Source organism: Prescottella equi (genome assembly GCF_020171745.1).
In the GTDB taxonomy this organism is placed as follows: domain Bacteria; phylum Actinomycetota; class Actinomycetes; order Mycobacteriales; family Mycobacteriaceae; genus Prescottella; species Prescottella equi_A.
Genome location: NZ_JAIVAH010000018.1, coordinates 149445 through 167817, shown reverse-complemented (window position 1 = coordinate 167817; position 18373 = coordinate 149445). Strand labels below are relative to the sequence as shown.

General features: G+C 69.6%; 13 protein-coding genes. 3 read left to right on the top strand and 10 right to left on the bottom strand.

Features of this window, described 5'->3' with window-relative positions; all coding sequences use genetic code 11:
- Positions 1–40: 40 nt before the first annotated feature.
- Genes narI through LCL87_RS15585 form a run of 4 tightly spaced genes read right to left on the bottom strand, consistent with a single transcriptional unit; the run spans position 41 to position 6793 of the window.
- Complete coding sequence (narI, locus tag LCL87_RS15600; RefSeq protein WP_225021158.1) at positions 41–808, bottom strand: respiratory nitrate reductase subunit gamma; 768 nt, start codon at positions 806–808, stop codon at positions 41–43.
- Positions 805–1410: a nitrate reductase molybdenum cofactor assembly chaperone gene (gene narJ / locus LCL87_RS15595; RefSeq protein WP_225021155.1), complete on the bottom strand. Its 606-nt coding sequence runs from the start codon at positions 1408–1410 to the stop codon at positions 805–807. The genes narI and narJ overlap by 4 nt, the downstream gene beginning before the upstream one ends.
- Positions 1407–3074 carry a nitrate reductase subunit beta gene (narH, locus tag LCL87_RS15590; RefSeq protein ID WP_225021154.1) on the bottom strand — a complete coding sequence of 556 codons (1668 nt, stop codon included), beginning with the start codon at positions 3072–3074 and terminating at the stop codon, positions 1407–1409. Before narH ends, narJ begins: the two co-directional genes overlap by 4 nt.
- Positions 3074–6793 (bottom strand): nitrate reductase subunit alpha, encoded by a 3720-nt coding sequence (locus tag LCL87_RS15585; protein WP_225021152.1) that lies wholly within the window; start codon positions 6791–6793, stop codon positions 3074–3076. Before LCL87_RS15585 ends, narH begins: the two co-directional genes overlap by 1 nt.
- Positions 6794–6921: 128 nt before the next feature.
- Between LCL87_RS15585 and LCL87_RS15580 the strand changes: the two genes are divergently transcribed.
- Complete coding sequence (locus LCL87_RS15580; RefSeq protein ID WP_225021149.1) at positions 6922–7881, top strand: tellurite resistance/C4-dicarboxylate transporter family protein; 960 nt, start codon at positions 6922–6924, stop codon at positions 7879–7881.
- Positions 7882–7896: 15 nt separating this feature from the next.
- On the opposite strand, the gene LCL87_RS15575 is transcribed toward LCL87_RS15580, so the two are convergent.
- Positions 7897–8379: a nuclear transport factor 2 family protein gene (locus tag LCL87_RS15575; RefSeq protein WP_225021147.1), complete on the bottom strand. Its 483-nt coding sequence runs from the start codon at positions 8377–8379 to the stop codon at positions 7897–7899.
- Positions 8380–8557: 178 nt separating this feature from the next.
- Between LCL87_RS15575 and LCL87_RS15570 the strand changes: the two genes are divergently transcribed.
- On the top strand, positions 8558–9316 hold the full coding sequence (locus tag LCL87_RS15570) for a glucose 1-dehydrogenase (protein WP_225021145.1): 759 nt from the start codon (positions 8558–8560) through the stop codon (positions 9314–9316).
- A 68-nt stretch (positions 9317–9384) separates the two neighbouring features.
- Here the strand turns inward: LCL87_RS15570 and LCL87_RS15565 are convergent, their stop codons facing one another.
- From LCL87_RS15565 to leuA, 3 genes are all read right to left on the bottom strand, one after another.
- On the bottom strand, positions 9385–11514 hold the full coding sequence (locus LCL87_RS15565) for an oxidoreductase (protein WP_225021143.1): 2130 nt from the start codon (positions 11512–11514) through the stop codon (positions 9385–9387).
- A gap of 47 nt (positions 11515–11561) precedes the next feature.
- Entirely contained in the window at positions 11562–13013 is a 1452-nt protein-coding gene (locus tag LCL87_RS25915) for an AlkA N-terminal domain-containing protein (RefSeq protein ID WP_510850780.1), read from the bottom strand.
- Between the two features lie 115 nt (positions 13014–13128).
- A complete protein-coding gene (leuA, locus tag LCL87_RS15555) occupies positions 13129–14937 on the bottom strand; it encodes a 2-isopropylmalate synthase (RefSeq protein WP_225021141.1) in 1809 nt (602 codons plus the stop codon).
- Positions 14938–15166: 229 nt separating this feature from the next.
- On the opposite strand from leuA, the gene LCL87_RS15550 reads away from it, so the two are divergent.
- The gene (locus LCL87_RS15550) at positions 15167–15538 is read left to right on the top strand and encodes a DUF8021 domain-containing protein (protein ID WP_225021139.1); all 372 of its coding nucleotides are present in this window, start codon (positions 15167–15169) and stop codon (positions 15536–15538) included.
- 20 nt (positions 15539–15558) lie between these two features.
- Here LCL87_RS15550 and LCL87_RS15545 read toward each other — a convergent pair whose 3' ends face one another.
- Positions 15559–15792: a DUF8691 family protein gene (locus LCL87_RS15545; protein WP_225021137.1), complete on the bottom strand. Its 234-nt coding sequence runs from the start codon at positions 15790–15792 to the stop codon at positions 15559–15561.
- Positions 15793–15888: 96 nt separating this feature from the next.
- Positions 15889–18348 (bottom strand): winged helix-turn-helix domain-containing protein, encoded by a 2460-nt coding sequence (locus LCL87_RS15540; RefSeq protein ID WP_225021134.1) that lies wholly within the window; start codon positions 18346–18348, stop codon positions 15889–15891.
- Positions 18349–18373 lie beyond the last annotated feature (25 nt).

Below are 18373 nucleotides of genomic sequence, written 5' to 3'. Positions count from 1 at the left end.
TTCGGAGGGGCGGGGACGGCGCTTTGCGCGCTTTGCGCACTTATCGCGGGGTGCGGGGCGGACGTGTCGCGCCGGTGTCCCAGCCGCGCCCGGGTGTCTCGGTTCGCGCCGGGCCCCCGACGTCGCGGCTGCGATAGACGATGTACGGCCGGAACAGGTACTTCACCGGCGCGCTGAAGGCATGGACGAGTCTGGTGAACGGCCACAGGATGAACAGCACGATCCCGATCAGCGCGTGCACCTGGTAGGTCAGCGGCGCCGACGCGATCAGGTGAATCTCCGGCTGCAGGATGAACAGGCTGCGGAACCACGGCCCGATGGTCTCGCGGTAGTTGTAGCCCTCGTGCAGCGAGTTGGCGGCGACGGTGGTCCACAGTCCGGCGCAGATGGTGGCGACCAGCACCAGGTACATCATCTTGTCGTTGCGGGTCGTCGCCATGAACACCGGACCCTTGGTGCGTCTGCGGTACAGCAGGATCCCGATCCCGACGAGCGTGCAGAAGCCCGCGATCCCGCCGAGGACGTACGCGACGTAGTGGTAGCGGGTCTCCGACACCCCGAGCGCGGCGGTCCACTCGTCGGGGATCACGAGTCCCAGGACATGGCCGGCGACGACGAACACCAGACCGAAGTGGAACAGCGGGCTCCCGATCCGCAGCAGCCGCGATTCGTACAGTTCCGACGAGCGTGTGGTCCAACCGAACTGGTCGTACCGGTACCGCCACGCCACGCCGGTCACGAAGATCGCGACCATCACGTAGGGCAGGACCGCCCACAGCAGGATGTCGACGAGACTGCTGTCGGTCATCGCGCACCTCCGGTCGGGAAGGGATCCAGGCCTACTTCTTCCTGAGGTGGTCCGCTGCGTGCGAGGGCGAGCACCGCATCCCGGTCCTGCGCGGTGGGCCCGGGCAGCGTCGACAGCAGTGCCTCGAGCACCACGACGTACGGGCTCCCGATCTCGGCGAGGCCGAGTCGGATCAGCTGCAGCCCCAGTACGTGTTTCACGAGAAGCGACCGATCGCCGGTGACCGCCGCGAACTCCAGGACCACCGGCAGGAAGTCGGGCAGGTCCGCGGCGGCGAACTCGACACCGGCCCGCCGGTAGTGCTGCTTGAGCCGGACCAGCGTCACCCCGCGCCTGCGCGTGTCGCCGTCGGCGTAGTAGGTCAGATACAGGCAGCTCTTGCGGCGCAGGTCGAACGTCTCGACGTAGTGCCGCGTGAGCTCCGGAAGTGATTGTGTGCGTAAATGTTCGACGAACTCGATGAGTGATCCGCTCGCTGGGCTGCGCGGCAGCTCCGCCAGCGCAGCCGCGACCGTCGGCAGTCGATCGAGGAGCGCACGGTCCGGATAGTCGAGCAGTAGCGCCGCAGCCTGGTCGAGCACGCGCAGGTCGGCGGCCCTCATCGGCTGTCCCCGTTCCGTTTCGGGAACATCCCGTCCACGACGCCCTTGCCGTCCCAGTTCAGGAGGTTGACGCGGGCGCCCCGATCCCGGGGATCGGCGACGTTCTCGGCGGTCTGCCGGTGTTTGAGCGCGTGGAACGTCTCGACCGCGACCGGGATCGGCCGGCCCGACGCCTCCCCGAACGGCCCGCTGTCCAGCATGCCGGGGCCGCCCTCGAAGTCGAGGCTGCAGCCGAGTTCCTCGAGTTGATGCGCCTGCTCGGCGTGCGCGGTCGGAATGACGTACCGCTCGTCGTACTTCGCGATCGCGAGCAGTCGGTACATCTCGTAGATCTGCTCGCCGGTCATCCCGACCGCCGTGGCGATCGACTCGTCCGGTTCGTCCGCGAGGTTGAGGTCACGCATGTACGAGCGCATCGCCGCGAGACGGTGCAGCACGGCGGTGACGGGCTCCGGATCGCCCGCCGTGAACAGCCCCGCGAGGTACTCGATGGGGATCCGCAGCGTGTCGATCGCACCGAAGAGGTTGTCGAGTTCCTCACCGTCGTGGCCGGTTTCGGTGAGGACGTCCACCACCGGTGACAGGGGCGGGACGTACCAGACCATCGGCAGCGTGCGGAACTCCGGATGCAGCGGCAGCGCCACCCGGTACTTCTCGATGAGCGCATACACCGGCGAGCGGCGGGCCGCATCCATCCAGTCCTCGGGAATGCCCGCAGCACGAGCCGCCTCGATCACCACCGGATCCTCCGGATCGAGCAGCAGGCCGCGCTGTGCGTCGTAGAGGTCGCGCTCGTCGGGGGTCGACGCGACCTCGCCCACCCGGTCGAGGTCGTACAGCACGATCCCGATGTACCGCAGGCGGCCGACGCACGTCTCCGAGCACACCGTGGGCAGGCCCACCTCGACGCGCGGGTAGCAGAAGGTGCACTTCTCAGCCTTGCCGGTGCGGTGGTTGAAATACACCTTCTTGTAGGGGCATCCGGTGACGCACATCCGCCATCCGCGGCACTGGTCCTGATCGACCAGCACGATGCCGTCCTCGGCGCGCTTGTACATCGCGCCGGACGGGCACGACGCCACACACGACGGGTTGAGGCAGTGCTCGCAGATCCGGGGCAGGAAGAACATGAACGTCTTCTCGTACTCGAGCCGGACCTTCTCGGTGGCCTGCTCCCGCATCTGCGCCAGGATCGGATCGTGCACCTCGGTGGCCGCGGTGCCGCCCAGGTCGTCGTCCCAGTTGGCGCTCCACTCGATCGGCATCGGCTTGCCCGACAGTAGCGAGATCGGTTGCGCCACCGGGAAGTCGTCGCCGAGCGGGGCCGAGGTGAGGGTGTCGTAGTCGTAGGTCCACGGCTCGTAGTAGTCGCGGATGTTGGGCAGCAGCGGATTCGCGAAGATCGACAGCAGCTTCTTGACCCGTCCGCCGGCGCGTAGCGTCAGCCGCCCGCGACGGTTCAGCGTCCAGCCGCCCTTCCACAGATCCTGGTTCTCGTACTTGCGGGGGTAGCCCTGTCCGGGACGGGTTTCCACGTTGTTGAACCACACGTACTCGGTGCCGCCCCGATTGGTCCACGTCTGCTTGCACGTCACCGAGCACGTGTGGCAGCCGATGCACTTGTCGAGATTCATCACCATCGCCATCTGCGCTGCCACCTGCATCAGAACTGCACCTCCTGGCTGCGGCGCCGGATCACGGTGACCTCGTCGCGTTGGTTACCGGTGGGGCCGAGATAGTTCCAGGCGAACGACAGTTGCGCGTACCCGCCGATCAGGTGGGTGGGCTTCACCAACACCCGGGTGAGTGAGTTGTGGATGCCGCCGCGCCGGCCGTCGGTCTCCGACTTGGGCACGTTGATCAATCGTTCCTGGGCGTGGTGGACGAACACGGTGCCCGGCGGCATCCGGTGCGTGACGACCGCCCGCGCCACGAGGACGCCGTTGCGGTTGACGGCCTCCACCCAGTCGTTGTCCGCGACGCCGATCGCCGCGGCATCGTCGACGTTCATCCACACGTTCGGCCCGCCGCGGGAGAGCGAGAGCATCAGCAGGTTGTCCTGGTACTCGGAGTGGATGGACCACTTGGAGTGCGGAGTCAGGTACCGCACCGACAGGGCCTTGCCGTCGGACTCGCCGAGTCGGGTCTCGCCGAACAGGCGCGTGATGTCGAGCGGGGGTCGGTAGATCGGGAGGACCTCGCCGAACTCGCGGATCCATTCGTGATCGAGAACGAAATGCATTCGGCCCGTGAGGGTGTGCCACGGTTTGAGTTCCTCGACGTTGATGCTGAACGGCGCGTACCGCCGGCCCCCGGCCTCACTGCCGGACCATTCGGGGCTGGCGAGGGTGGCGACGGGCTGGGCCTGCGTGTCGGCGAACCGGATCCGGCGCTCCTCGCTGCCCGCGGCCAGATGACTCAACGGCTTTCCCACCCGCCGCGACAGCTCTTCGAAGCCCGTGACCGCGAGACGTCCGTTCGTGGTCCCGGACAGTGCCAGGATCGCCTCGGCCATCTTGGCGTCGGTGTCCAGCGCGGGCCGCCCGGCGCCCGCCCCGGACGACATCACCCCGCATCGCTGCGCCAGATCCGCCACCTCGGCGTCCGGGTGGAACGTAACGCCCTTGGTGTTCAGTCCGAGTCTCTCGACGAGGGGACCGAGCGCGGCCATCTTCTCGGCGATCGCGGTGTAATCGCGTTCGACCACCGTCAGGCCCGGCATCGTCTGGCCCGGCGCCGGGTCGACCTCGCCGGCGCGCCAGTCGCGTACCTCGCCGAACGGTTGCGCGGTCTCGCCGGGGGTGTCGTGACCGAGTGCGGTCGCCACCAGGTCGTGCCGGGTGCCGAGATGCGTCCTCGCGAGTTCGCTGAACCTGCGGGCGATCTCGGTGAACGCGTCGAAGTCGCTGCGGGCCTCCCACGGCGGGTCGACGGCCGGGGTGAAGGCGTGCACGAAGGGGTGCATGTCGGTGCTCGACAGGTCGTACTTCTCGTACCACGTGGCGGCGGGCAGCACGATGTCCGACAGCAGTGTCGAACTGGTCATCCGGAAGTCCAGCGACACCATCAGATCCAGCTTGCCGCGCGGTGCGTCGTCCCGCCAGCGCACGGTCGTGGGCCGGCCGTCCGGCGGTGTCTCGTCGGCCCGCAGGCTGGATCCCGCACCGAGGAGATGCTCGAGGAAGTACTCGTTGCCTTTCGCGGACGCGCCGAGCAGATTCGCCCGCCACAGGGTCAGCACCCGCGGCCAGTTCTCCTCGGCGTCGACGTCCTCGACGGCGAAATGCAGTTTGCCGCTGCGGAGTTGGTCGACGACCCAGTCACCCACGTCGGTACCCGAGGCTGTTGCCTCGTCGGCGAGGTCGAGCGGGTTGCGGTCGAACTGCGGGTACGACGGCATCCACCCCAGCCGCGCGGACTGTGCGATGGTGTCCGCGGTGTGCTGCCCGGCGAGGCGGCCCTCCGCGAGCGGGGACGTGAGGGCGTCGGCGCGATAGCCGTCGTAGCGCCACTGGTCGGCGTGCATGTACCAGAACGCCGTGCCGATCGCCTGTCGCGGCGGCCGGGACCAGTCGGTGGCCATCGCCATCGTCGCCCACCCGGTGAACGGCCGCACCTTCTCCTGGCCCACGTAGTGCGCCCACCCGCCACCGTTCTTCCCCATGCTGCCGGTGAGCATCAACAGGGCGAGCACCGCGCGATAGGTGGCGTCCCCGTGGAACCACTGGCAGATGCCCGCGCCCATGATGATCATCGAGCGGCCGCCGGATCTCTCTGCCGAGCGGGCGAATTCGCGGGCGATCCGGACGACGGCGCCGGCCGGGACCGACGTCAGCGACTCCTGCCACGCCGGCGTGTACGGCTGGGCGGGGTCGTCGAAGCCTTCGGGCCAGGTGCCGGGCAGTCCGTCGCGGCGTACACCGTACTGCGCGAGCATCAGATCCAGTGCGGTCGTGACCAGGTGCCCGCCCATCTCGCGCACCGGCACACCGCGCCGCATCACCTCGCCCCGCTCACCGACGTCGAAGCGCGGCAACAGAAGTTCGACGTCCCGGGTCTCACCGGGGGCGTCGCGCACGCTCAGCGCGGGAACGATGTCACCGAGGTCGAGGTTCCATTGTCCCGCACCGGATTCGGTGTGCCGGAACCCGATGCTGCCGGATGGGACCACGGCCGCGCCGTCAGCCGAGTTCAACAGCACCGTCTTCCACTCGGCACCCTCGCCGGCGTCCCCGAGGTCCGACGCCCGCAGGAACCGGCCCGGCACGTACGCGCCGTCACGCGCGTCGAGCGTGACCAGGAACGGCAGATCCGTGTAGCGCGAGGCGAAGTCGGCGAACATCGGGACCCGCCGGTCGACGTAGTTCTCTTGGAGGATCACGTGTCCCATCGCCATCGCGAGGGCGCCGTCGGTGCCGGGTTGCGCGGGCAGCCAGGCGTCGGCGAACTTGGTGGCGTCGGCGTAGTCGGGGGAGACCACCACCACCTTCTGCCCGCGATAGCGCGCCTCCGCCATCCAGTGCGCGTCCGGGGTGCGGGTGACCGGGACGTTCGAGCCCCACATGATCAGGTAGGCGGCATCCCACCAGTCGCCCGATTCGGGCACGTCGGTCTGGTCGCCGAACACCTGCGGAGACGCGACCGGCAGGTCGGCGTACCAGTCGTAGAACGAGGCCATCACCCCGCCGAGCAGTTCGATGAACCGGGAACCCGCCGAGAACGAGACCATCGAGAAGGCCGGGATCGGCGAGAACCCGGCGACCCGGTCGGGACCGTACTTCGCGATCGTGTGGACGTGCGCCGCGGCGATCATCTCCACCGCGTCCTCCCACGACGCCCGCACCAGTCCACCCTTGCCGCGTGCCCGCTGGTACCGGGCGCGGCGGTCGGGATCGCCGACGACATCGGCCCACGCCAGCACCGGATCACCCAGCCGCTCGCGCGCCTCCTGGAACATCTCGAGCAGCAGCCCGCGCACGTACGGGTAACGAACCCGGGTGGGGGAGTAGGTGTACCAGGAGAAGGCCGCGCCGCGGGGACACCCGCGCGGTTCGTATTCGGGACGATCCGGACCAACCGACGGATAGTCCGTCGCCTGCGTCTCCCACGTGATCACGCCGTCCTTGACGTACACCTTCCACGAGCACGAGCCGGTGCAGTTGACGCCGTGGGTGGACCGGACGACCTTGTCGTGACTCCAGCGGTCACGGTAGAACACGTCGCCCTCGCGTCCACCTGTCCGGTACACCGCACGCTGGTCGGCGGACACGGTGGCGCGGGTGAAGAAGCGCCCGGTCTCGATCAGGGCCGCGCCGAGCGGACCCTCGATCGGCGCGGGCGAAGTCGGGGCGGAGCGATCGGGTTCATCGGTTGCACGCGACATGGCTGCCTCCCTTCGTCGAGGATGGCGCAAACGGCGGAGGCCCGCAGCGAAACTCGACCGGAACCGTCGAATCGGGACCGAGCGCAGCACGACACGCGCATCATGGGGAGGTGTCCGACGGACCGGGTGTGAGGGCAGGCACCGGCCGCGCGCTGACCGCCATTCCGGCCGGGGCGGGTGCTGCGGCGATGTCGACGGGCATCGTGTCGGTGGCCCTGCACCTCGCCGGATTCGAGTGGTTCTCCCGCTTCTGGCTCGTGGTGGGCGGGCTGATCTGGATGCTGCTCGTGGTGGTTTTCGTTCGCCGCCTGTTCGACGACCGTGCGCGCTGGGCGAACGAGGCAGACACTCCGCCCGCGCTCACCGGCGTCGCCGCGACGTGTGTGCTGGGCGCGCGGTGCGTCCTGCTCGACTGGAACCACCTGGGCTGGGCGGCGCTCGGTATCGCGCTCGTCGCGTGGGTCGTGTTGATCCCCGCGGTGGTGCGGCACTGGGCGTCGCCGACCGTCGGTGTCCACTTCCTGCTCTGCGTCTCCACGCAGGGACTCGCGGTGCTGGGCGCATCGCTCGCGGTCGCGGCGTCGGCGCACTGGCTCGTCGGGCCGGCGTTCGTGGCGTTCCTGCTCGGGCTGTTCTTCTATCTGATGGTGCTGATCCGGTTCTCGTACGACCAGTTCCGTGTCGGCGCCGGCGATCAGTGGGTGTTTGCGGGTGGTCTCGCGATCAGCGCTCTGGCCGCCGGAAAGCTCGCGCCCGCGGCCCTCGCGGCCGGATGGCCGGAGGGCGTCCACGACGCGATCGCGGTGGCCGGTGTGGTGATCGTGTGCATCGTGCTGGTCGACTACCTGGTGTTGGTGATCTCCGAGATACGTTGGCCCCGGCTGCAGTACGACGTGCGCCGCTGGTCCACCGCCTTCCCGATGGGCATGACGTCGGCGGCGTCGCTCACGGTCGCGGCAGCGTCCGACGCCGACTGGCTGCGGCCGATCGGTGACGTCCTGGTGTGGCCGGCCGTCGTGGTGTGCCTGATCCTGCTGGTTGCGTCCGGAAGACACCTCGCGGTCGAGGCCCGGCCGGTGGCGGCCTGAGCGCGCACGCCGCCGTCAGGCGTCGTCGTGGAGTTCGCGCAGTCGCGCGTCGAACTCGTCGATCCGTGAGGTGTCGACGTAGAAGTCCTCCTGCTCGACGATCTTGCCCCACCGGGTCCGGACGAGGAGGACGGTGCGATTGCGGTACAGCGGCGACCCGTCCGGTGCGTCCGCGCGATCGTCGAAGCGGGCGACGATCGTCATCCGCCAGGGTGCGCCGCCGAAGTAGACGGCGGAGATCTCGCCGCGAAGGCCGGCGTCGACGAAGGACTGCAGGAAGGCCGCGATTGCCGGACGGCCGCGATGCTCGCCGGCCCAGCGGTGATCGCCGTCGGCGAATCGCAGCACCGCGTCGTCGCGGTACGACGCCAACAGCGGCCGATAGTCGCCACCGTTCAGAGCCTGGACGTCGTGGCGGAACTTGAACAGCAACAGTTCACGGAGTGCGGTTCGACCGAGAACGGCAGTCGCGCAGCCTGCGAGGAATCCGAATCGCATCCTTGCAGCCTGTTCCACCCGCTGCCCCTGCGTCAACGTGTCGTGTCGAGAGATCGGCATCCGAGCGCATCGTCCGATTCCCGCCAGCGCCGCGCGACGGCACCGAGCAATGTCGACGACGGCGATCGTCAGGCCCGGCCGGTCGCATTCAACACCTGTCGTGGAAAGGAACTCACGCATGTCTGCACGTCTGGAAAACAAGGTCTTCATCGTCACCGGCGGGTCGTCCGGCATCGGGCTCGCGGTGGCTCGTCGTCTCACCGCAGAGGGTGCCGCGGTGGTCATCGGTAGTAGGCGCAAGGACGTCGGGGAGGCGGCCGCCGAGAGTCTGCGCGCCGCCGGCGGCACGGCGATCTTCGTTCCCGCCGACGTCACGGTCGAGGACGACGCCGCGCTGTTGGTCACCACTGCGATCGCCGAGTTCGGCCGCCTGGACGGCGCGTTCAACAACGCGGGCGGCGTCAACGCGTCCGGCCCGATCTCGACGGTCGACGCCGACGCCTGGAACGCCGAACTGGCACAGAACGTCACCAGCGTCTTCAACTGCCTCAAGCATCAGATCCCTGCCGTCCTCGAGACCGGTGGCGCGATCGTCAACAACGCGTCGAACATGGGCGTGGTCGCGCTGCCCGAGGCGGCGCCGTACGTGGCGGCCAAGCACGCTGTGGTGGGACTGACGCGGTCCGTGGCACTCGAGGTCGCCGACCGCGGCGTGCGCGTCAACGCCATCACCACCGGGGGCGTCGACACACCTCTGGCGCGCGGGTCGATGGCCACCACCGCCGAGGCGCTCGCCCACATCGAGTCGCTGCACCCGGTGAACCGGATCGCGCAACCCGAGGAGATCGCGCCGTTCGTCGCCTTCCTGCTGAGCGACGAGGCCTCGTTCATCACCGGTGCGGCGCTCGCCATCGACGGCGGATTCACCACGCGCTGAACGGTTTCGGTGAAGACGCCGACGGCCGACCCCGAGGTGAGCTTCGGGGTCGGCCGTCGGCGGTGAGATCAGATCTCGGTGGCAACCTTCCACGCCGAGTGCATCGCGCCCTCGATGTAGTCGACCTCACCGGCGTCACCCACGACGCGGACGTCGACACCGGCGCGGGCCAGTTCGTCGGCGAGCGGCGCCGACGCCGACACACCCGACGCCACCACGACCATGCTCGCCGGCGCGGACAGCGACTTGCCGCCGGCCGAGAACTCGACGGTCTTCTTGGTGATGCGCTCGACGGTCGCGTTGCGCTGGATGTCGATGCCCAGCTCCTTGGCGTGCTTGACGGCGGTCCAGCGGCGCGGCATCGCCATCGGCACACCCAGCTGCTGGCCCTCCTCGATCAGCGTCACCCGGCTGCCGCGCTCGGCGAGGAACTCCGCCAGCTCCAGGCCGACGAGCGATCCGCCGATCACGACGACGTTCTTGCTCATCGGCAGGAACTTGAGGAACTTGCGGCTCAGGGTGCGGATCTTCTCGGGGCTCTTGGTGATCCCCACGAGGCCGCCCAGCTTGCCGGCGATCCGCAGGAACAGCGCCTGGTCGGAGACGTCGCCGGTGCCGGTCATCAGGCCACGCAGGCTGTCACCGGTGTGCACGTGCGGCAGGTTGCCACCCGGCACGCTCGGACGCGCGCGCACCGCACCCGTGGCGACGACGACGGTGTCGGGCGCGAGGGCCTTGATCGTCGCGGCCGTCGCGTCGGTCTTCAGCCGGACGTCGACACCCGCGCGTCGGACCTCGTTGCTCAGCCAGTTCAGCAGGCGCTCGTTGTCGGGCGTGGTGAGCGTCGAGAACCAGAGCGTGCCGCCGAGACGGTCCGTCTTGTCCAGCAGGGTGACGCGGTGGCCGCGCTCGGTGGCGACGCGGGCCGCCTCCATGCCGCCGGGGCCGGCGCCGACCACGACGACGTGCTTGCGCTTGGTCACGCTCGGGAAGGGCAGCAGCGTCTCGTTGCCGAGCGCCGGGTTGACCGCGCACAGCGGGGTGTCGTCCCAGAAGTTCTCCTGCACGCACACGTAGCAGTTGATGCAGGGACGGACCTGCTCGCTGCGGCCGGCCTTGAGCTTGTTGACCAGTCCGGGGTCGGCCAGCAACTGGCGGCCCATCGCGACGAAGTCGGTGTGGCCCTCGGTGATCATCTGCTCGCCGACCTCGGGCAGCATGCGGCCGACGGTGATCACCGGGATGGACACCGCGCGCTTCACGACCGCGGCGTTGTCGGTGTAGAAGCCCACCTTGTTGGGCAGCGGGCCGTCGGTGAAGTTCGCGAATGCGTTCAGCGCGGTGCCGGTGACGTGGATGGCGTCCGCGCCGGCCTCCTCGAACATGGCGGCGGCGCGGGCCGACTCGTCGGGGGTCAGGCCGTCGGACTCGCCGTACTCCTGGCCGGCCAGACGCACGATGATGGCGAGGCCGTCGCCGACCTCGGCCTTGACTGCACGGATGACCTCGCACGACAACCGCGCCCGGTTCTCCAGCGATCCGCCGTACTCGTCGGTGCGCTGGTTCGAGTAGCGGCTCAGGAAGCCGCCGAGCACGTAGTTGTGCGCGGCATGGATCTCGACGGCGTCGCCGCCCGCGGCCAGGACCCGGCCCGCTGCCTCGGCGAACATCCGGGCCAGCCACTCGAGGTCCTCGTGGGTGGCCTCGCGGTAGGTGGCCTTCTTACCCTCCTGGATGGCGGCCATCTTCCCGAGTTCCTCGGGGGTGCAGTCCATCATCGCGCTCATGTCGCCCGGGGGCTTCGGGATGGACGGCACCAGCTGGGGGCGGCCGTCGAGGTTGTCGATCCGGGCGACCTTGCCGTGGTGCGTCATCTGCACGCACAGCTTGCTGCCGGCCTCGTGGACGGCATCGGCGAGCGCCTTCAGACCCGGGATGAACCGGTCCTCGGACAGCCCCGGCTCCTTGCGGCTGGTGCAGCCCGCCGGATAGGCGACGGCGCAGCAGCCCGTGATGATCATTCCGGTGCCGCCCTGGGCGCGGGCCGCGAAGTGGTCGATGTCGCCCTGGTGGATCTCGCCGTCCTCGCAGAGGTTCATGTCCATCGCCGGGAGCACGACCCGGTTGTCCAGCGTGATCGGCCCGATCCTTCCGGGCGAGAGGAGTCGGGGGAACGTCGTCTGCTGTCGGATCGTCACGCCCAGAAGCTATTTCCCGGCGCCTGCGCGTTGGGCGGGGTTCCCGTTCAGCGGGACTCCGCGAGCACGACGCCCGGGCGTGTCGCGGCCAGATGATGTATCGCGTAGGTCCGCCACGGCCGCCACGACTCGGTGTCCCCGAACGCCGCACCCGGACGCTCGAGATCGGCGATATCGCAGGTCGAGAGCACATCGGGGTCGCCGAGCGCGCGCATCCGGATGTAGCGCGCCATCTCGACGGTGACACCGGGGAGGTGCGCGAGCGCCGCCTCGGCCGCCTTCCTGTCGGCACCCGGATCCAGACGCACCGCGCCGGTGGCGAGGGCGCGCGCCAGGGCCCGGGTGGCCCGCCGGCGTTCGGTGGTCAACTCCGTCATCGGCGCGTCCGCCAGCTCGGCGGCCGACGGGAACACGTGTGTGAGGCCGCCGCGCGGAACCGGCAGCGGCCTGCCGTACCGCCGCACCAGCTCGGCGGCCGCCGCGCGTCCCCCCGCCACCACCCGGATCGCGAATTCGTCCGGGTCCGGGGTGCCCGGCGCCCGCACCCCGGGACGGGCGGCCACCAGCGGCCCCAGCGCCGGGTCACCGCTCAGGTGCTCGGCGACCGCGTACGGATCGGCGTCGAGGTCGAACACCCGCCGTATCCGGTGCGTGGCGGTGGTGAGATCGCGGAGATCCGCGAGGCAGAGGTGGCATGCCATCCAGGAATCGCCGAGCGCCTCCTGGACATCGGCGACACCGACTCCGTGCGGCAGCCGCAGGGTGCGTCGGTAGTGACGCCGGCCCCGCGGACCGGTGATCTCCTCGACCCCGGTGACGGCCCGCGCCGCGAGGTAGTCGAAGGCGGCGGCCGCGTCGTACGGTCCGCGGAACGGCAGGCGCAGGGCGATGCCGGGCGCGCCGCTCGCGGGGGCCACGGAGCCGAACCGCGCCGCGCTGCCCGGCACGGTCGCCCGCAGCCCGCTCGGCGTGACCGCGTAGATCTGCCGGATCGTGTCGTTGAACTGGCGGACGCTGGAGAATCCCGCCGCGAACGCGACGTCGGTGACCGGCATCGGGGTGGTCTGCAGCAGGGTTCGTGCGGTGTGGGCGCGCTGGGCGCGGGCGAGGGCGACAGGGCCCGCCCCGAGTTCCGTCGTCAGCTGGCGCTGCACCTGCCGGGCGCTGTAGCCCAGACGCGCGGCCAGACCGGCGACGCCCTCCCGGTCGACGACGCCGTCCGCGATCAGCCGCATCGCCCGTCCCACGACGTCGGCGCGGACGTTCCACTCCGCGGAGCCGGGCACCGCGTCCGGACGGCACCGCCGACACGCGCGGAAGCCCGAGCCCTGCGCCGCCGCGGCCGTCGAGTAGAAGCGGACGTTCCGACGCTTGGGTGTGGTGGCGGGACAGCTCGGCCGACAGTAGATCCCGGTCGTGGAGACGGCGAAGAAGAACTCCCCGTCGAAGCGGGCGTCGCGGCTGCACACCGCCTCGTACCTGCCGTCGTCGCCGATCACGTGACCAGCATGCCGGGGAGCGCCGCGGCGGGCTGGCGGAAATCGGACGTCGCGCCCGGCGGAACGACGAAGGAGCCGCACCCGGACGGGTGCGGCTCCTTCGTGGAGTTCGAACTCAGTGCGCCCGGTTGACCGCCGAGACGACGGCGCGCAGCGATGCGGTGGTGATGGAGGTGGCGATGCCGACGCCCCACACGACCTTGCTGGTGCCGTCAGGCAGGGTCACCGCGCACTCGACGTACGCGGCGGCCTGGGCGTCGTCACCGGCGGACATCGCGTGCTCGGAGTAGTCCAGGACGCGGACGTCGAAGCCGACGGTGCCCAGCGCGTCGACGAACGCGGCCAGCGGGCCGTTGCCGGCGCCGGAGATCTCATGCTCGGTGCCGTTCACCTTGACGACCGCGGTGATCGAATCGGTGCCGCCGTCCTCCTCGGCCGCCGTCACCTTCTGGCGCATGCGCTCGAGCGGGTTGACCGGGGCCAGGTACTCGTCGGCGAAGACGTCCCAGATCTCCTTGGGCGAGACCTCGCCGCCCTCGCCGTCGGTGATCTTCTGGACGGCCTGCGAGAACTCGATCTGCAGGCGGCGTGGCAGCACCAGCCCGTGGTCGGCCTTCATGATGTACGCGACGCCGCCCTTGCCGGACTGCGAGTTGACGCGGATCACGGCCTCGTAGGTGCGGCCGACGTCCTTGGGATCGATCGGCAGGTAGGGAACCTCCCACACGATGTCGTCGACGTCGGCGTTCTGCTCGTCCGCCGCGACCTTCATCGCGTCCAGTCCCTTGTTGATCGCGTCCTGGTGGCTGCCCGAGAACGCGGTGTAGACCAGATCGCCGCCGTACGGGTGGCGCTCGTGGACCGGCAGCTGGTTGCAGTACTCGACCGTGCGACGGATCTCGTCGATGTTCGAGAAGTCGATCTGCGGGTCGACGCCGCGGGTGAACATGTTCAGACCCAGCGTCACCAGGCACACGTTGCCGGTGCGCTCACCGTTGCCGAACAGGCAGCCCTCGATGCGGTCGGCGCCGGCCTGGTAGCCCAGCTCGGCGGCCGCGACACCGGTGCCGCGGTCGTTGTGCGGGTGCAGCGACAGGATGATGCTCTCGCGGTTCGCCAGGTTGCGGTGCATCCACTCGATCGAGTCGGCGTACACGTTGGGCGTCGCCATCTCGACGGTGGCCGGCAGGTTGATGATCACCCGGTTGTCGGGGGTGGCGCCCAGGGTCTCGACGACCGCGTCGCACACCTCCTTGGCGTACGACAGCTCGGTGCCGGTGTAGGACTCGGGCGAGTACTCCCAGCGCCAGTTGGTGTCGGGGTGGTTCGCGGCCTCTTCCAGCACCAGTGCGGCGGCGTCGGTAGCGATCTTCTTGATCGCCTCCTTGTCGGCGCGGAACACGACGCGTCGCTGCAGGATGGACGTCGAGTTGTAGAAGTGCACGATGACGTTCTTGGCGCCCGCGCAGGCCTCGAAGGTGCGCTTGATCAGCTCGGGGCGCGACTGCGTCAGCACCTGGATGGTGACGTCGTCCGGGATCGCGCTGTCCTCGATGATCTCGCGGACGAAGTCGAAGTCCGTCTGGCTGGCGGACGGGAAGCCGACCTCGATCTCCTTGTAACCCATCCGTACGAGCAGCTCGAACATGCGGCGCTTGCGGGCGGGGCTCATCGGGTCGATCAGGGCCTGGTTGCCGTCGCGCAGGTCCACGGCGCACCACTGCGGGGCGCGGTCGATGACCTTGTCGGGCCAGGTGCGGTCCGGCAGCGACACCGTCTCGACCTCTTCACCGAACGGGCGGTAGCGGAAGGTCGGCATCGACGAGTTCTTCTGGGTGTTCCAGGCCGGCTGGTCGGCAGGCGCCGGCTTGGACGGCGGCGTGATGGTGCGCGAACCGGAAGTGAAGGCGTCAGCGGGGGACATGGGAATCGATCTCCAGGTTGGTTGTGGACTGTAGAGAGCCCGACAGCTGAGGCGACCGGCGCACGGAGAGGACCCGCGACGGGTGGCCAGTCTGGATCAGACCCCGCCGCGGCACCCAAGAAGGAGCGCGCGCTGCATAGAAAGCACTGTACCCCTGCCCCCGGATAGCACGGGAGGAGTGGGGAGCAAATTCACACTCAGGGTGGGTCGGACGTGGTCGACTGTCCGCATGACACCACAGCTCGACACCGCCCAGCTCGACGCGGCCCGCGCGTACGTGGCCGCCCTGCTCAGCCACGACGGCGACTCCGTGCCCTACGCGCCCCACGCGGTGCGCTACGAGGTGGGCCTGAAGACCGGGTTCTCGGGAAACCATCTGCGCCGCAGCCTTTCGCGCGGTCCGCAGTTCCGGGTGATCCGCGCCATCCGCGACGAGGAGTACCGGGTGGACGGCGACGAGGTGGTGGCCGACTATCTGATCGACGCCGGTCTGTTCGGCAGGACGATGGTGACGGCACGTGTTCACGAGACGTTCCTCATTCCTGCCGGCGACCCGCGCATCCACCGGATCGAGGCGAAGATCGGACTGGTCGGAAGGTAGCCCGCGTCGCGGTCGGGGAGTCAGTCCGGGAGTCGCCGCATCTCGACGAGCGTGAGACCGAGTGCGTCGAAGCGTGCGAGCATGCCGCGCAGTTCGGTGGGGCTGCGGACCGGGCCGTACAGCGTCGTGTGGGCGTGTGCCGTCTCCGAGACCCTTAGCTCGGGGAAGGCTGCGAGCACCCGCTCGGACAGTTCGCCGCCGACGAGGAATGCGTATCGCACGGTGGCGGGCCAGGCCGAGTCGGATGCGGCCATGACGTCTCCCCTCTGCCGATCGGGTCCCCACCTGATCTGTCGAGAATGCCGCCCGTGGGCGTCGCGCACCTCACCCGTCGATGGTGAATCCGAGGTTCACAGCAGCCCGTGGGTGTGCGCGGCGCTGACGGCGTCGCGTCGGTTGGTCACCCCGAGTTTTCGGTAGATGCCGCGCAGATGGGTCTTGACGGTGTTCACCGACACGCACAGGTCGGCCGCGATCTCCTCGGCGGTACGCCACGTCGGCAACTCCGCGAGCAACTGCAGTTCGCGCCGGGTGAGCCGCTCGGCGGTGGCGACCGGAGTCCGCGGCAGGGACGTCCACACCCGCTCGGCGAAGCCGTCGCGGGTTCCGAAGCGGCCCCGGCTGGCGGACAACAGTTCCTGGCTCGCGGCCGCCATGTCGTGGAATGGCCGCAGGACGCTCTCCGGTTCGGCGAGGCGCAGTGCCTCTCCGACGGCGTCGTGGGCGCGCGCGTCGTGGGCGCGGCGACGGGCGATTTCGGCCTCGACGAGCCACGCCGTGACGACATTGGTCGCTGCGGCGCAGCGAACTTCGCCCTCGAGCACCGGAAGCAGAATGGTGCGCGCCCGCTCGAGTTGGTTGGCGCACAGATGCAGGACGGCTTCGAGGAGCGCGACATCGCCGTTCCGGCCCAGGGCCGTGGCCGCGTTGGTGGTCAGTTCGCGGGCCCACGTGGTCTCGCCGATGTGCAGATACGCGAACTGGATCGACGGCAGGCAGGCCGCGATCAAGCCGGGCGGGTGAGGCGCCGGCCCGCTCGTGGCGGTCGCCGTGTGCAGGGCGGCGACGGCGGTGCGTCGATCCGGAGCGGCGTCGATGCCGAACAGGGCGGTTGCGGCGACGCTCGCACCGGACGTCGGGGTGCCGGGTTCCTGGGTGCCGGCGGCGAGATCGACGGCGCGGGCGGTGTCGTTGCGAAGGTAGTGGCACAGGGCCTCGAGCAGTGTTGCCCGGCGCGTGTCCGTGGCACTGGAGCCGGCGGCATCCGTTGCCGCGGGCCGTCTCTCGGCGACCAGGGTGACCGCATCGGCGAGCAGTCCCCGGCACAGCGCCACGGTCCCGAGCGCGGTCGACGTCTGGACGGCCAGGGTCGGCGACCCGGCCTCGCGGGCGTGGACGCGGGCGCGGCCCAGGCTCTCGGCTGCCGCATCGAGGTGACCGGCGTGCAGGTGCGCGCGACCGTCCTGGAGCCCGGCGTAGGCATCCAGCAGGAGGTCGCCGGAAGGGGTTGCGTCGACGTTCGGTAGGTGCGCGACCGGGAGCGGGACCCCGGTGCAGACCGCGATCTGCAGTCTCAGCGAATTCTCGAGAAGTGTTGTGCGCGCGTCGCTCCCGCCTCCGTATGCGTCGTCACCGGTTGCGCCCAGTATCGCTTCCGCCACCACGGGGTTGTCGGCGTGCAGGTGCGTCGCGGCGCGCACCAGATGGGTGATGGTCCGGTCGCGGATCGAGTGCGGCGCATCGGCGAGCAGGCGTTCGATCGCGTCGCCGTGTCCGTCCAGGACCAGCGCGAGGCCGGATTCGTTCAGCACGGACTCGACGTCGGACACGTCGCCGGCGGTGACCCCGTGTTCGAGGGAGAGCAGGGCGTCGCCGAACCGGGCGTACCAGCGGGCGGTCATGTGCTCGAGATCCGCGACCGCTCTACGGCCGAGCAGGCTGATCTCGGCGCGCAGATAACTGCGGAGCAGCGGGTGATAGCGGAACAGCGTGGGCGTGCCCTCGATGCGGTTGATCAGAAAGTTTCGGTGCTCGAGAAAGTCGATCGTCGAGTGGGCGTCGGGACACCCGGTGAGTTCCTCGGCGAGGGCGGCCGTGAACGTCGCAGGCACGGAGGTCTTGACCAGGAAATCTCTGATCTCCGGGCTCTGCCCGGCAAGGACCTGCTCGATCAGGTAGTCGGCGACCGCGCGGCGGCACCCCGAGAAGCTCTCGATCATCGCGGTCGGATCAGGGTGGCCCGCGAGTGACATCCCGGCGAGCCGCAGGCCCGCGGCCCAGCCTTCGGTTCGCTCCATCAGCGCCGCCAGGTCGTCGCCACCGAGCGCGACGTCGTGCTCGGCCAGCATCGTTGTCGCTTCCTCGGGAGTGAAGGCGAGGTCGTCGAACGTCACGTCGAGCACCCTGCCGTCGAGCCGCAGTTTCTGGAAGGCGAGCGGCGGTTCGAACCGGCCGCACACCACGATCCGCAGGTGGTCGCGCGGTGTCCGCAGGAGCACCTCGAGCTCCGCCAGAGCGCCCGCGTCGTGGAGCAGGTGAGCGTCGTCGAGGATCAGCCAGGCGGCCCGGTCCGGATCTGCCGGCGCCCTGGCGAGTTCCGCACGCAGCACGTGCGGTGCGTTGTGCTCCTCGTCGATCGACGCCCACACAATGGTCGGGGCTTCCGGCCGTGCGAGTGTTCTGTGCGCCCAATCTGCGAGGAACGTCGTCTTTCCGGATCCTGCTGGGGCGCAGACCAGTACGACCGGAGCGGAGTCGTCGGGATCGGTGATCGTGCGGTCGAGTGCGTCGAACAGACGTGTGCGAGGCACGACGCGATCGCTGCGAAACACCGGA

Excerpts from the sequence above, each read along its gene's own strand:
- LCL87_RS15550 (WP_225021139.1), top strand. The coding sequence starts at position 15,167 with ATGACACCACAGCTCGACACCGCCCAGCTCGACGCGGCCCGCGCGTAC.
- narJ (WP_225021155.1), bottom strand. The coding sequence starts at position 1,410 with ATGAGGGCCGCCGACCTGCGCGTGCTCGACCAGGCTGCGGCGCTACTG.
- LCL87_RS15570 (WP_225021145.1), top strand. The coding sequence starts at position 8,558 with ATGTCTGCACGTCTGGAAAACAAGGTCTTCATCGTCACCGGCGGGTCG.
- LCL87_RS15575 (WP_225021147.1), bottom strand. The coding sequence starts at position 8,379 with ATGCGATTCGGATTCCTCGCAGGCTGCGCGACTGCCGTTCTCGGTCGA.
- LCL87_RS15545 (WP_225021137.1), bottom strand. The coding sequence starts at position 15,792 with ATGGCCGCATCCGACTCGGCCTGGCCCGCCACCGTGCGATACGCATTC.
- narI (WP_225021158.1), bottom strand. The coding sequence starts at position 808 with ATGACCGACAGCAGTCTCGTCGACATCCTGCTGTGGGCGGTCCTGCCC.
- LCL87_RS15585 (WP_225021152.1), bottom strand. The coding sequence starts at position 6,793 with ATGTCGCGTGCAACCGATGAACCCGATCGCTCCGCCCCGACTTCGCCC.
- leuA (WP_225021141.1), bottom strand. The coding sequence starts at position 14,937 with ATGTCCCCCGCTGACGCCTTCACTTCCGGTTCGCGCACCATCACGCCG.
- narH (WP_225021154.1), bottom strand. The coding sequence starts at position 3,074 with ATGCAGGTGGCAGCGCAGATGGCGATGGTGATGAATCTCGACAAGTGC.